Raw genomic sequence first — 13,484 nt, 5'->3', positions numbered from 1 at the left:
GGGAAAGGACGGATCTGATGCGCGCACGCGATCTGATGTCCTCGCCCGCGGAGACGGTCCGTCCGTGGACCTCCGCCGACGAGGCAGCCGGGATTCTGGCCGGACGCGGTTTCCCCGCGCTGCCGGTGGTGGACGACGACGGGCGGCTGGTCGGCATCGTCACCAAGGCCGAGCTGGCCCGCGGCCGGACCCCGGCGGAACCGCGCCGTCCGTACCGCCCGGGCGCGATCGAGACGACCGTCGGCGCGGTGATGACCTCGCCCGCCGCCGGGATGCCGCCGGGAGCCGACCTCGCCGACCTCTGCCGGGCGCTGGTGGACGGGAAGAGCCAGGCGATGCCGATCGTCGAGGGCTCCCGCGTGGTCGGCATCGTGACGCGCGGCGACGTGGTCCGCGTGCTGGCCCGCGCCGACACCGCGATCGCGGCGGACGTGCGGCACCGGCTCGAGGTCTACGGCGGGACCGGCCGCTGGAAGGTCGAGGTGCACGAGGGGATCGTGCGCATCACCGACCGGTACGACGACGAGACCGACCGCGACGTCGCGACCCTGCTGGCGCTCGCGGTGCCCGGCGTGGTCGGCGCGGGACCGGCGGACGGCGGGGCGGGCCGGTGACCGGCCGGGACCGCACGGTGCTCGTCGGCATCGGCGGATGGGACGGGGCCGCCGAGGCGGTCCGCTGGGCCGCCCGGCTCGCCGAGGGACGCGACCTCGAACTGGAACTCGTGCACTGCCTGCAGACCGCGGCGCCCGCCGGCTTCGGCGGGCCCGGCGTGCTTTTCCCGGATTCGCCGGCCGACAGCGGATGCCTCGCGGCCGCCGGGGCGGACCTGGCGGTTTCGGTCGAGGACGCGCCGCCGGTCCGCAACGAGGTGTACACCGATTCCGCGCCCGCCCTGCTGATCGACCGGTCCCGCGACGCCCGGATGGTCGTGCTCGGCCGCACCGGGACCGACGGCGTTTCCGGCATGCTCGCCGGCGCGACGGCCGCGGCCGTGGTGAGCAACGCGGGCTGCCCGGTGGCGGTGGTCCGCGGCCGCCGGGGCGACGGCCCGGTCCCGCTCGACGGGCCGGTGGCGGTCGGCGTCGACACGAGCCCGAACAGCGAGGCGGCCATCGCGGCGGCGTTCGAGGAGGCGAGTTTCCGGAAGGTCCCGCTCGTCGCGGTGCACGCCTGGGCGGACGTCGTCTGCGACGCGATCGAGCGCACCGCGCGCCCGGCGGCGGAGCGGGACCCGCGCCGCCAGCCGGTCGAGGAACGGCTGCTGGCGAACCGGCTCGACGGCTGGCAGGAGAAGTACCCGGACGTCGAGGTGCGCCGGAAGCTGGTCCGCGACCGGCCGAGGCAGGTGCTGCTGGAGGAGTCGGAGCGGGCGCAGCTGATCGTCGTCGGCAGCCGCGGCCGCGGCGGGTTCGCCGGGATGCTGCTGGGATCCACGAGCCAGGCGCTGATCCACCACTCCTCGTGCCCGGTCCTCGTGGTCCGTCCGGAGACGCGGCGCTGACTGTCCTCAATGGACCGGCCGGATGACGGAACGGTCGCGCGGACTCCTGGCGAAAGGACAACAGCTCCGGAAATCCGGGGAATGGCCGGAATTCCGCCGGAAGCACCATTCCGCGGCGGCGCCCGCCGCGCGCACTGCCCCGTTCGACCCGCTGGCGCGCAACCGGATGGACCTGTTCCCGTCCGGCGGGGACGAGGATTTCCCGCGATTCGCCCGTCCGTGCGAGACCCCGGCACGCGCGTTTTCGCGTGCAGTGCCGAAAATCGCGGCGGGTCCCTTTTCGAGCGCTTGACGGTTCGCCGCGCGACCCGCAAGACTGATTTCCCAGTGGCGCCGCGCGACCGGAGCGGATCCGACGGGGCAGGGAGCCGGGGTGAACCAGCGGGACACACCCGAACACGCGAAGCTGACGTTTCCCGATCAGCCGAGGATGGACCTGGACCAGCTGCTCGGCGAGCTGGTGGCACGCGCCCAGGAAGTCATCAGCACGCAGGGCAGGCTGCGCGGGCTGCTGCGCGCGACCCAGTCCATCACCGGCAGCCTCGCGCTTCCCGCGCTGCTGCGGCGGCTGGTGGCGGCGGCGTGCGAGCTGGTCGGCGCGCGGTACGCGGCGCTGGGCGTGATCGGGCCGGACGGGCGGCTCGTGGAATTCGTGCACACCGGCATGGACGCGGAGGCGGTGAAGCGGATCGGCGGGCTGCCCGAGGGCAAGGGCCTGCTCGGCGCGGTCGTCGAGGACCCGCGCCCGGTCCGGCTGGACCGGCTGCAGGACGACCCCCGCTCGACCGGGTTCCCCGAGGGGCATCCGCCGATGACGAGCTTTCTCGGCGTCCCGGTCCGCGTGCGCGGCGAAGTCTTCGGCGACCTCTACCTCGCCGACGCGGAACAGGGCCGGTTCGACGCGGAGGACGAGCAGCTGGCGCTCGCGCTGGCCGCGGCGGCGGGCAGCGCGATCGAAAACGCGCGGCTGTACGAGACCGCGCGGAACCAGCAGGAGTGGCTGCGCGCTTCCGCCGCGGTGACCAGGGAACTGCTGTCGGCCGATCTCGGCGACCCGCTGGCCCGCGTCGTGGACTACGCGCGGGCGCTCGCGTCCGCGGACCTGGTCTCGGTCACCCGCCCGGCGGAGCGGGAAGGGTACCTCCGCGTCGAGCGCGCGGTCGGCGCCGGCGCGGCGGAGCTGGCCGGCCGGGAGCTGCTCGCCGCGTCCACTGTGGCCGGCACGGTGTTCGCCAGCGGTGAGCCGAAAATCGGTTCGTGGCCGGACGAGCTGGCGCGGCTGGCCGTGCCGTCCGTGCTGACCCTGAACCTCGACGCGGTGCTGCTGGTGCCGCTCGCCGGGAACGGGACGGTGGCCGGGGTGCTGACCGTCGCGCGGCTGGCCGGCCGCCCGGCGTTCACGCCCGACGACCTGGAGATGGCGGCCTGGTTCGCCGACCAGGCGGCGGTGGCGCTCGAACTGGCGCAGGCGCGGGCCGAACGCGAGGACGCCGCGCTGCACGACGAACGCGACCGGATCGCGGCGCGGCTGCACAGCGAGATCCTGCAGCGGCTCTACGCCACCGGGCTGTCGCTGCAGACCACGGCGGGGCTGGCCAAATCGGCCGTGGTCGCCGCCCGGCTGCGCGAGACGATCGCCGACCTCGACGACGTCATCAACCACGTGCAGCAGACCGTTTTCCAGCTGGACGACGCCCTGCCGCCTGCTCCGGAGCCGATCCGCGACCAGGTGCTGCGGGTGCTGGCCGAGGCCCGCGAGGAACTCGGCCTCGCGGTGTCCACGCAGCTGACCGGGAAACTCGAACCGGTGCCGTCCGACGTCGTGGTGCCGTTGCTCGCCGACGCCCTGCGACTCGTCGCCCGGCGGCTGTCGGCCGAATCGGCGGAGGTCGAGATCCGGGCGGAGCCGGAGCGGACGACGGTGACCGTCCGGTGCGCGGGGGCCGGGGACCTGGCCGTGTCGGCCGCGCCCGAGCTGGCCGCGCTGGGGGAGCGGGCGAACCGCCGGGGCGGGACGCTGACCGTCGCCGATTCCCGGCTGAGCTGGTCGATTCCGGTGAAAACGCCACCGTCGCCGGGGGATTGAGGACTTTCGCCCGCCGCCGGAGCGGGCGGCGCGCCGTAGGCTCGACACACGAACGGACCCGGAAGTGGGGAAGGACCGATGCTGCGGGTTTTCCTGGTGGACGATCACGAGGTGGTCCGGCGTGGGGTCGCCGATCTGCTGGAGGAGGACGAGGAGCTGACCGTGGTCGGCCAGGCGGGCGACGTTTCGCAGGCGCTCGCGCGGATTCCGGCGCTGCGGCCGGATGTGGCGGTGCTGGACGTGCGGCTGCCCGACGGCAACGGGATCGAGCTGGCGCGGGAGCTGCGGTCCCGCTCGCCGGAGCTGAAGTGCTTGATGCTGACGTCCTACACGGACGAACAGGCGATGCTGGACGCGGTGCTGGCCGGGGCCGCCGGGTATGTCATCAAGGACATCAAGGGCCTCGACCTGATTTCGGCGGTGCGCGAGGTGGGGGCGGGGAAGTCGCTGCTGGACGCGCACGCGGCGGCGGCGTTGATGGCGAAACTGCGCGACAGCGCGGAAAAGCAGCGCGGGCCGTTGTCGCAGCTGTCCGAACAGGAACGCACGCTGCTGGGACTGATCGGGGAAGGATTGACGAACCGGCAGATTTCCGAGCGAATGTTTCTCGCGGAGAAAACGGTGAAGAACTACGTGTCGCGGCTGCTGACCAAATTGGGCATGGAACGGCGCACGCAGGCGGCCGTGCTGGCGACGGAATTGCGCGGCCGCCCGCACCGGCCGGGCGGCCAGACGGGCGGCTAAACGCTGAGCGGGGACGGGGTGACGAGGATGTCCTCCAGCGCGCGGCGCGGCGTCCGCGGAACCGGCGCGCCGTAGCCGAGCCGGAGCACGATCTGCGGCCAGAGCCCGCCGCCGAGCAGCTCCCGGAGCCGGGCGCGGATCGCGGGCACCTCGACCGGCTGGGAGATGAACGACGCGTCGATCCCGCGCGCGGTGGCGGTCAGCAGGACGCGCTGCATCGCCTGCCCGGCGCGCAGCCGGTCGATCGCCAGGTCGGCGAACGTCCCGATCACCACGACCATCGGCGCGGCGCCCGGGGCGCGGGAGCCGCCGCCGTAGTCGCGCAGCACCCAGGTGTCGTCGGCGGTGACGGCCCCTCCGGCGGCGAAGGGCACGCCGTCGCGCTTGCCGCGGCCGCGTCCGGTCCAGCGCCGCCATTCGGCGAGGAAGGCCGGGTCGGCGGTCTGGAGGCGGTGGCTTTCGCGGATCAGCTCCTTGAGCCCGGCGAGCTGGTCCGGGTCGAGCCGCGGCAGCCAGGCGTGCTCGACCTCGGCCGCGTGCCGCAGCGCGCCCATCGCCCCGGCGGGGACCGGTTTCGCGGTGAACGGCGTGCGGTTGGTGTGCCGCCGGGCGATGGCGGCGGCCAGCGAGGCGAGCTTGCGGTCGGTCGCGGCGGCCCCGCGCGGTTTGACCAGTGCGAGCAGGTCGGGGTCGCCGCGGCGGGGGAAAAAGGTGGTGACCGGGTGGGCGCCGGCCGCGTGGATCGCGGTGCGCAGGTTGAACAGCGCGGCCCCGCAGGAGAGCAGCAGCTCGCGCCGGTCCGGGTCGGAGACGGGCAGCGTGCGGTCGGGGTCGGCGTACAGCTCGATCCCGGCCGGCCCGACGCTGAACAGCCAGGGCTGGGTGTTGTGCGTGGACGGCGCCAGGGTGGCCGAATGCAGGACCGCCGTCACCTGTTCGGCGCTGAGCCGGCCGGACGGCGCCACCTGAAGGGTCATCCTTCCCCCCGGGACCGCGAAACGCGGGACACTGTGTCGTGCTTGGTCGTGAGCTTCAGCATGCGTCCGCCGGACGGGGGCGCACAGGGGCGAAAGTCATCTGTCTGAGGACGCCGAGGGGCGAAAGCGGGTCTTGATGCCGGAAACCGGAGAGGGCGCCCGGAGGCTGTCCGGGACGCTGTCGCAGCTGCGGCTGCGGGAGACGCTGCGCGATCTGCAGGAGCGGATCGAGCTGCTGATCGGCACCCGGGACAAGATGGACGGCCTGCTGGAGGCGGTCCTCGCGGTCGCCTCGGGCCTGGAACTGGACGCGACGCTCCGCCGGATCGTGCAGGCCGCGGTCGAACTCGGCGAAGCCCACTACGGGGCGCTCGGCGTGCTCGGCGACGACGGCGCGCTGGCCGAGTTCGTGTACCTGGGCATCGACGCGGAGACCCGCGAGCGGATCGGGCACCTCCCCGAGGGGCACGGGCTGCTCGGACTGGTGATCGACGACGCGAAACCGTTGCGGCTGAACGAGATCTCCGCACATCCGGCGTCGGTCGGGTTCCCGGCGAACCATCCGCCGATGCACTCGTTCCTCGGCGTGCCGGTGCGGGTCCGCGACGAGGTGTTCGGCAATCTCTACCTCACCGAGAAGAAGGACGGCGCGGAGTTCACCGACGACGACGAGGTGATCGTGCAGGCGCTGGCCGCCGCGGCCGGGATCGCGATCGAGAACGCGCATCTCTACGAGCAGACCCGGCTGCGGCAGCGCTGGCTGGGGGCGACCAGCGAGGTGACCACGGAGCTGCTCGGCGGCACCGACCCGGTGGACGCGCTGGAGCTGATCGCGGGCCGGGCGCTGGAGCTGACCGGCTCGGACGTCACGATGCTCGCGCTGCCGGGCGCGGGACGGCTCGACGTGGACGAGGAATGGGACCGCGAACCGGCCGAGCTGACCGTCACGGTGTGCGCGGGCGGCGACGCGGGCGACCTGACCGGGCTGCGCTTGCCGGTCGAGGGCACCGTTCCGGGGGCGGTCTACCAGGACCGGACACCGCGCCGGATGGCCGAACTGCAGCTGCTGCACGACCGCGGCCGCGGCCCGGCGCTGGTGGTGCCGTTGCGCGCGGGCGACCACACGTCGGGGGTGCTGATCGCGTTGCGGGACCCGGGATCCGCTCCGTTCGAGACGGCGCAGCTGCCGGTGCTGGCGTCGTTCGCGGACCAGGCGGCGCTGGCGTTGCAGCTGGCCGCGCAGCAGCGGGCGGCGCGGGAGCGGGACGTGCTGTCCGATCGGGACCGGATCGCGCGGGATCTGCACGATCACGTGATCCAGCGGCTGTTCGCGGTGGGCTTGTCGATGCAGAGCACGCAGCGCCGGGCGAAAACGCCGGAGCTGCGGCGGCGGTTGCAGGAGAGCATCGACCAGATGCACGAGATCGTGCGCGAGATCCGCACCGCGATCTTCGACCTGCACGGCGGCGCGGCGGGCGGGGTCCGGCTGCGGCACCGGCTGCACGACGCGATCGCGGAACTCACCGACGACGCGCCGCTGCACCCGACGGTCAGCATGTCCGGCCCGCTCGACGCGGTGCCCGCACAGCTGGCCGAGCACGTGGAAGCGGTGGTGCGGGAGGCGGTCAGCAACGCGGTCCGGCACGCGGGCGCGGCGACGTTGTCGGTTTCGGTGTCGGTCCGCGACGAGGCGGTGCGCGTGATGGTCACGGACGACGGATCGGGACTGCCGGACGACGTTTCGCCGAGAGGGCTGGGCAATCTGCGGGAGCGGGCGGAGTCGGCGGGCGGGGAGTTCACGCTCGGAGCGCGTCCGGGCGGCGGTCTCCGGCTCGAGTGGTCGGCACCGTTGCGCTGAGCTGGTTCAGCTCGGCGTCGACGTCGACCACGACCGCCTCCAGCAGTTCCTGGGAGAGGTCGCACAAGGCGCGCCCGGCGGCGAGATACCCGGCCACGTGGGTGAGCCCGCGTCCCTCGGCCGCGCTGTGCGCGAGGCCGACGCCGGAGAACTCGTCCCCGTCGGCGGTCCGCAGCACCGCGTGGGCGCGGGTGTAGTGCGCGGTCCGGTCGAACGCGATCGCGAGCGTCCACTGTTCTGGGGTCTCGGTCATGTCAGCTCCGTTCCGGGTTCACCGTCGCAGGCCAGGCCGGGGGAGGGAAGGGCCGGAAGTCCTCTGCGCGCCTTCGGGTTCTTCCCGCCGCGCGGGGGCGGGGACAGAGACGGAGGTCGCCGCGGCCCCGGCGGAGGTCCGCGGCGGGCGGAAAACCGCCCGGACGGGCAGCGCGCGGTTTCCGCCCGGCGGGAGTCCACTGTGGACCCTCCCTTGCGGACAGCTCCGGACGCCCGGCGCGCCCGCCCCGGGTAAGGTGGGGAAGCCGTCCGGCGCTGCTGCGGAACTCGGCTGGTTCCGGACCCGGGAAGGCGGTGAAACAGGCAGTGACGGGAGTCGGTGATTTCGCCGGCGCGGTGTCGCCCCTGCTCTCGGAACTGCTGGCGGCGTTGCGCGAAGGCCGGGACGCCGCGGCCGCGCTGACCGGGGTGTGCCGCTCGGTCGTGAAGCTGCTGCCGGTCGACGGCGCCGCCGTCTCGCTGATGGCCGCCGGAGGGAACCGCACGCTCGTGCTGGCCAGCGATCCGGTAGTCGAGCACCTGGACGCGGTGCAGTTCAGCCTGGGCGAGGGCCCGTCGTTCGAGGCGTTCGAGACCGGGCGGCCGGTGCTGGTGCCGGACCTGTCCCAGCGCCTTCCCTCGTCGTGGCCGGTGTTCGCCACGGAGGCCGGAATGGCCGGAATCGGCGGCATATTCGCGTTTCCGCTGCGGCGCGGGGCCGCGACGCTCGGCTCGGTGGATACCTACCGGCGGGCCGCGGGATGGCTCTCGGACGAGGAACTGGCGACGATCCTGCGCGGGACCGACTTCGTGACCAGCGCGTTGCTGGCCGTGGTTACCGCGGGCCTCGCCGGGGAAGCCGGCAACGGGGCGGCCGGCGGGCCGGCGCGGGACAGTGCCGTGGTGCACCAGGCCACCGGGATCGTGATCGCGGAGTTCGCCGTTTCCGCGGAACAGGCGCTTGTCCGCCTGCGGGCGTACGCGTATTCCCGGGGGAGGCTGCTGGACGAGGTCGCGCGGGACCTCGTCGCCCGGCGGCTGCACCCGCGGGAGATCGAGGCATGAAACCCTGTCGGACCGGGGGGTTCCACGCGAGGTGCGCGCGGGAGCCCCGCCAGTGGGAGGAGAAAGACCGATGAGCGACGGGTTCGCCGGCGCGGTCACGTCATCGAGCGAAAACGAGCTGTTGCGCGCGTTCGTGGAGATGGCCGACACGCTGGTCGACGAATACGACGTGGCGGACTTGCTGCACCGGCTCGCGAAATACTGCGTGACCCTGCTCGGCGCTTCGGCCGCCGGGCTGCTGCTCGCCGACCAGCGCGGCGGCCTGGAGGTGGCGGCGTCGTCGGACGAAAGCAGCCGGACGCTCGAGCTGCTGCAGCTGCAGACCGAACAGGGGCCCTGCCGGGACGCCTACGGCAGCGGCGAGCAGGTGCACGTCGAGGACGTGACCGTCGAGAAGGCCCGGTGGCCGCTGTTCGCGCCGGAAGCTGCCGCGGCGGGGTTCCGGTCCGTGCACGCGCTGCCGCTGCGGTTGCGGCGGCAGGTGATCGGCACGCTGAGCTTGTTCGGCCGCGACGCGAGCGCGCTGCCCGGGTCCGCGCTGAGCGTGGCCCGCGCGCTCGCGGACATCGCGACGATCGGGATTCTGCACGAGCGCGCCGTCCGGCGCGGGGAACAGCTGACCGAGCAGTTGCAGCACGCGCTGAACAGCCGGGTCGTGATCGAACAGGCGAAGGGAGTGCTGGCGCACGCGGGCGGGCTGGAGATGGAGGTGGCGTTCGACCGGCTGCGCGCCTACAGCCGCGGGCACAACGCGCGGCTCAGCCAGGTGGCCGAAGCGGTGGTGCGCGGCGAACTTCCGCCGGAGCGGATTCTCGGCCAGCCCGGCGCGAAGCGTCACCCGCGCCGCGGCGGAATCCACCCGGAATCACCGTAACGGCCCCGCTCCGTGCACCGCGTCGCGGACCGGGCGGGGCGCGGCAGCACTAACGGACGTCTTGGCAAGGCCGCGCGGCCGCCGTTACGGTAGGTTTCCCGGACCGGGATCCCCCGGGGATCCCGCCTGGGAACATGCAGATGCCGTGCGGCCCTAGCCCCTGGCTTTCTGACATCTGCGACATGGAACCCGTGCTGACCGTCCGGAGTGTCTGATGTCGCTTTCGTCTCCCGAAGCAGTTTTCCGCACCCGCAGGCGGAAATCGTGCGAGCGGTGCGGCGAGCAGATCCCGCCCGGGAAACTGCAGACCGCGCTCGTCCCCGATTCCTCGCGCGTCGATCCGCTCGATTTCGCCCGGCACGGCCAGCGGCTCGTCTACGCCTGCGGCGACGAGCACATGGCGCAGCTGGTGGAGCGGGCCCGCCGCGACTGGGTCGACGCGCAGTGGTGGTTCGGCCTGCTGTGCCAGGCCAGCCGGTCCGCGGGACAGGCCTCGCTGGCCGAACTCGCCCGCCGGGCCCGGCTGTCGGACGGGCAGGTCGAGGCGGCGCTGGCGTGGAACGCGGGCGAGGAGCATCCGCTGCGCAGGCTGCCGGGCGGGCAGCCCTGCTGACCGCTCAGCTCGCGCGCTCTCTGCCGTCCGGATAACGCGAACGGCTGGGCGGAGCGCCGGTTCGCCGTGCCCGCATCAGGTCATCCGGCGGGGAAACGTATTCGCGCGGGCGCGGAATCGCCCGTTTTCGCGCCGCGGTGTACCGGACTGTCCAGCTGCACAGCGAAAGCACGATCAGCAGACCGGCGGCGGACGCCACGAGCCCGCCGGCGTGGACGAGCCAGCCCAGCAGCATGCCCAGCATTCCAGCGGCCGCCGCGGCGAGCAGCCTTCTCCGCGCCCGGCGCGGCGGGTGCCCCGGACGGATCGCGCACACCACGACCGCGCCGGTCGCGAGGGCCGCGACCAGCGCGAACAGCCGGACGGGCAGCGCTGGGCCGAGCGTGCCCAGCAGGAACACGCAGCCGCAGGCCAGCCGCCATTCGATGCGAGAGCGCACGGGCCACCTCGGTTCGCCAGTTCTCGTCTACGAGGTGTACGAGGTGCCGACCACGGTAGGTACGCCCCGGTCCCGGCGGGCAGGGCCGGAGGACCCGACCCGGAGGACGTGCGGCCCGAATCGGACACTCTCGTGCGAGGCACGCATTTTCCCGCGGATTTCGCGCCCGTGCGCCGAATCGGAATAGTCGTATTCGGCCGATCCCCGACAAAGACCATTCTGCCCGGGAATTTGACAGTTCCCGCGCCCCCGAACGGAGGTTGTGCCTTTTCCGCCTGCGGCCAGACTGGAGGAAGGCGGGAACGCGCGGTCCGCGGCAGTTCTCGTGGCGACGGCCGGGAAACGGCCGTCCGTGATGTCGAGCCCATGCCGGTAGGCCGCCTGTTCGGTGCGTGGATTTCCCGCGTCTTCTCATCCGGCCGTCCCGGCTGGACGGGAACAAGGGAGGACGGATGAGACTTGACGGGAAGGCAGCCGTCGCGCTGGCCGCGGTCGCGCTCGTGGCGACTTCGCTGGCCGGTTCGGCTTCGCTGGCCAGCGACCGCGCCGGGGCCGCGCCGCCGGCGTGCTCGCCGGACACCACGGTGAAGACCGACGACGGCCCGGTGTGCGGGATCGCGGGGCCCGACGTCCGGTCGTGGGAGGGGATCCGCTTCGGCGCGCCGCCGGTCGGCGACCTGCGCTGGGCGCCGCCGAAACGGCCGGCCAAGTGGACCGAGCCGTTCGCCGCGACCGCGCCCGGCAACGCGTGCCCGCAGCTGGCCGGCCTCGGCCCGGGATCGGAGACCGAGGACTGCCTGAACCTGAACGTCCGGGCGCCGGCCAATCCCGGGCACGGGAAGCTGCCCGTGATGGTGCAGCTGCACGGCGGCGGATTCCTGATCCTGCAGGCGCAGAACGCGAGCAGGCTGGTGACCGAGGGCCGCGTGATCAGCGTCGAGGTCAACTACCGGCTCGGGATTTTCGGGTTCCTCGCCCACCAGGCGTTCGGCGCGCACGCGGGCGACTACGGGCTGCAGGACCAGCAGGCCGCGCTGCGCTGGGTGCAGCGCAACATCGCGAAGTTCGGCGGCGACCCGCACAACGTCACGATCTACGGCGCGTCCGCGGGCGGGTCGAGCGTCTGCGACCACACCGTTTCGCCGACCGCGGCGGGGTTGTTCCAGCGCGGCATCAGCCAGAACGGCGAGTACAACTCGTTGCTGGGCAACGATGTCCAATGGCAGCCGCAGGACTGCAAGGCAGATCTGCCGGACGAGGAACAGGCCCAGCAGGCCGGGGCGCGGTTCGCGAAAGCGCTGGGCTGCCAGGACAACGCGGGCGCCTGCCTGCGCAAGGCCCCGGTGTCGGCCCTGCTGAAGCAGGCGGGCAACGGGATGAGCCCGGACAGCGGCACGATCGCGCCGATCGTCAACGGCACCACGCTGACGATGTCGCCGGGGGAGGCGTTCGCCAAGGGGCGGGTCAACAAGGTGGCGCTGATGCACGGCGTGGCCCGTGACGAGGTCCAGCTGCCGCCCGCCTCGACCCCGGAGGACTACCGGACGCTGGTGGCGCAGCAGTACGGCGAGCACGCCAAGGAGGTCAGCCAGGTCTATCCGCTGAAACGCTTCCCGAAACCGGCCCCCTTCCTCGCTTTCCGGACCATCGTGGCCGACTCCAACTCGGTCTGCCCCGCGCTGCTGAACGACGAGCGGCTGTCGCGGCACATCCCGGTATTCGCCTACGAAATGGACGACACGGACGTCCCGCCGGCGTTCTTCCTCGACCGCACCAAACCGAACGGCGCCTACCACGTCGCCGAGGGGATGCTGCTGACCCCGCCGCCCGGGGTCGAGCTCAACCCCAACCAGAAGGTGCTGTCCGACCAGCTGGTGGCGCAGTGGACCGGGTTCGCCCGGACCGGCAACCCCACCGTGGACGGCACCCCGCACTGGGAGCCGTTCACCGAAAGCAACCCGGTCGTGATGTCGCTCAACGCGGCGGGGGACAGCCAGCTCACCACCGAGATCCCGCGCCAGCACCACTGCAACGGGCTCTGGAACCCGCTGGCTCCCTTCGCCCAGCAGCGGTGACCCGATAGCCCGGAAAGGAGGTGACGGACGTTCCCGCGGCGGGTCCGGATGCTCCGGACCCGCCGCCGCGGCCCGTCGGCGAAAATCCCGTCACCCGCCGCCGCCCGGCGCGCATAGCCTCCGGGAACGGAGTGAGAAGGGCGGCGAATCGTGACGCTGCGGGAAAAGGCCGAGACCCGGCTCGCCGGGGACCTCGTGCCCGGCGAGCGCGTGCTGGACGCTCTGCTCGCGTTCCGCACCGGCGGCGCGGCGGGCATCGCCGGGCTCGCGGGCGCGGCCGGGATGGCGCTGGCCGCGCGCCGCGGCCAGGCCCCGCAGGTACCGATCGCCACGCCCGCCCGGTTCGTCTTTTCTCTTACCTCGCACCGGGTCGCCCTGTTCGCCGTCGGCGGCGTCTTCCGGGCCGCGCCGGGAAAGCCGCTGCATTCGTGGCCGCTCGACCGGCTCGCCTGGGTGTCGGAACCCGAACTGCGTTCCGGCGTGGCGCAAGCGCTCCGGGGCCAGATCGGCGTCACCGGCGAGGGCGTCCTCGGCTACGAATTCGCCCGGCTCCAGGTCGACGACGGACGATCCCTGATCACGCGGCTCGCCCGCGCGCTCAAGGAACTCGAAACGTCCTGACCTCGCGGATCCGGGCCAGCTCGGCCGGCACCGGTCCACAATGGACGATGCCAAGCCGCCGGGTCGCACGCGTCATCGCGACGTAGAGGTCGTTGCGGCCCAGGGGAGCGCCGAGGATCGCGGCCGGGTCCGCGATCAGCACCGAATCGAACTCCAGCCCCTTGGCCTGCCCCGGCGTCAGCACCACGACCGGATCGGTGATCGCCGTAGCTGCCAGCCCCAACGCCTTCCGCAGCACCGCGAGATGCCGTTGCGGAGCGATCACCGCCAACTGTCCACTGTGTCCCTCGGCCCCATGTCAGGTACCCATGGCACGGGCCTCACGCCTGCTAACTGTCCACAAAGTACGCAAGCGCAACCGAAACGCACGATTGAT

At 73.0% G+C, this 13,484-nt stretch carries 15 protein-coding genes; 11 read left to right on the top strand and 4 right to left on the bottom strand.

The annotated features are described in order from the left end of the window. The first annotated feature begins 17 nt into the window (after window positions 1-17). The 5 genes from ACFSVL_RS09165 to ACFSVL_RS09145 all read left to right on the top strand — a co-directional run bounded on the left by ACFSVL_RS09165 (window position 18) and on the right by ACFSVL_RS09145 (window position 4,334). Entirely contained in the window at window positions 18-614 is a 597-nt protein-coding gene (locus tag ACFSVL_RS09165; protein WP_378302384.1) for a CBS domain-containing protein, read from the top strand. Continuing rightward, a complete protein-coding gene (locus ACFSVL_RS09160; protein ID WP_378302383.1) occupies window positions 611-1,504 on the top strand; it encodes a universal stress protein in 894 nt (297 codons plus the stop codon). The genes ACFSVL_RS09165 and ACFSVL_RS09160 overlap by 4 nt, the downstream gene beginning before the upstream one ends. Before the next feature lie 22 nt (window positions 1,505-1,526). Then, window positions 1,527-1,796, top strand: coding sequence for a hypothetical protein (locus ACFSVL_RS09155; RefSeq protein WP_378302381.1), 270 nt, complete (start codon window positions 1,527-1,529; stop codon window positions 1,794-1,796). 81 nt (window positions 1,797-1,877) lie between these two features. Further along, window positions 1,878-3,590, top strand: coding sequence for a sensor histidine kinase (locus ACFSVL_RS09150; protein ID WP_378302379.1), 1,713 nt, complete (start codon window positions 1,878-1,880; stop codon window positions 3,588-3,590). Between the two features lie 78 nt (window positions 3,591-3,668). Then, window positions 3,669-4,334, top strand: a complete 666-nt coding sequence (locus ACFSVL_RS09145; RefSeq protein WP_378302378.1) for a response regulator — start codon at window positions 3,669-3,671, stop codon at window positions 4,332-4,334. On the opposite strand, the gene ACFSVL_RS09140 is transcribed toward ACFSVL_RS09145, so the two are convergent. Further along, the gene (locus ACFSVL_RS09140; RefSeq protein ID WP_378302376.1) at window positions 4,331-5,311 is read right to left on the bottom strand and encodes an Acg family FMN-binding oxidoreductase; all 981 of its coding nucleotides are present in this window, start codon (window positions 5,309-5,311) and stop codon (window positions 4,331-4,333) included. The two genes, ACFSVL_RS09145 and ACFSVL_RS09140, sit on opposite strands and share 4 nt — an antisense overlap. 136 nt (window positions 5,312-5,447) lie before the next feature. Between ACFSVL_RS09140 and ACFSVL_RS09135 the strand changes: the two genes are divergently transcribed. Then, window positions 5,448-7,169, top strand: coding sequence for a sensor histidine kinase (locus tag ACFSVL_RS09135; protein WP_378302374.1), 1,722 nt, complete (start codon window positions 5,448-5,450; stop codon window positions 7,167-7,169). On the opposite strand, the gene ACFSVL_RS09130 is transcribed toward ACFSVL_RS09135, so the two are convergent. Beyond that, window positions 7,108-7,422, bottom strand: coding sequence for a dsRBD fold-containing protein (locus ACFSVL_RS09130; protein WP_378302372.1), 315 nt, complete (start codon window positions 7,420-7,422; stop codon window positions 7,108-7,110). The genes ACFSVL_RS09135 and ACFSVL_RS09130 overlap by 62 nt on opposite strands. A 326-nt stretch (window positions 7,423-7,748) precedes the next feature. On the opposite strand from ACFSVL_RS09130, the gene ACFSVL_RS09125 reads away from it, so the two are divergent. The 3 genes from ACFSVL_RS09125 to ACFSVL_RS09115 all read left to right on the top strand — a co-directional run bounded on the left by ACFSVL_RS09125 (window position 7,749) and on the right by ACFSVL_RS09115 (window position 9,973). Continuing rightward, the gene (locus ACFSVL_RS09125; RefSeq protein ID WP_378302370.1) at window positions 7,749-8,486 is read left to right on the top strand and encodes a GAF and ANTAR domain-containing protein; all 738 of its coding nucleotides are present in this window, start codon (window positions 7,749-7,751) and stop codon (window positions 8,484-8,486) included. Window positions 8,487-8,556: 70 nt separating this feature from the next. Further along, window positions 8,557-9,360: a GAF and ANTAR domain-containing protein gene (locus ACFSVL_RS09120; RefSeq protein ID WP_378302368.1), complete on the top strand. Its 804-nt coding sequence runs from the start codon at window positions 8,557-8,559 to the stop codon at window positions 9,358-9,360. Between the two features lie 214 nt (window positions 9,361-9,574). Next, the gene (locus tag ACFSVL_RS09115) at window positions 9,575-9,973 is read left to right on the top strand and encodes a hypothetical protein (RefSeq protein WP_378302366.1); all 399 of its coding nucleotides are present in this window, start codon (window positions 9,575-9,577) and stop codon (window positions 9,971-9,973) included. A gap of 4 nt (window positions 9,974-9,977) precedes the next feature. Here ACFSVL_RS09115 and ACFSVL_RS09110 read toward each other — a convergent pair whose 3' ends face one another. Then, entirely contained in the window at window positions 9,978-10,412 is a 435-nt protein-coding gene (locus tag ACFSVL_RS09110) for a hypothetical protein (protein WP_378302365.1), read from the bottom strand. 452 nt (window positions 10,413-10,864) lie between these two features. Between ACFSVL_RS09110 and ACFSVL_RS09105 the strand changes: the two genes are divergently transcribed. After that, on the top strand, window positions 10,865-12,487 hold the full coding sequence (locus tag ACFSVL_RS09105; protein ID WP_378302363.1) for a carboxylesterase/lipase family protein: 1,623 nt from the start codon (window positions 10,865-10,867) through the stop codon (window positions 12,485-12,487). 150 nt (window positions 12,488-12,637) lie between these two features. Then, on the top strand, window positions 12,638-13,108 hold the full coding sequence (locus ACFSVL_RS09100) for a hypothetical protein (RefSeq protein WP_378302361.1): 471 nt from the start codon (window positions 12,638-12,640) through the stop codon (window positions 13,106-13,108). Here the strand turns inward: ACFSVL_RS09100 and ACFSVL_RS09095 are convergent. Beyond that, complete coding sequence (locus ACFSVL_RS09095) at window positions 13,086-13,373, bottom strand: ATP-binding domain-containing protein (RefSeq protein WP_378302443.1); 288 nt, start codon at window positions 13,371-13,373, stop codon at window positions 13,086-13,088. The two genes, ACFSVL_RS09100 and ACFSVL_RS09095, sit on opposite strands and share 23 nt — an antisense overlap. Between the last annotated feature and the right edge of the window lie 111 nt (window positions 13,374-13,484).

This window comes from Amycolatopsis silviterrae (assembly GCF_042684085.1).
Taxonomy (GTDB): domain Bacteria; phylum Actinomycetota; class Actinomycetes; order Mycobacteriales; family Pseudonocardiaceae; genus Amycolatopsis; species Amycolatopsis silviterrae.
This window is presented reverse-complemented; position numbering and strand designations above follow the sequence as displayed.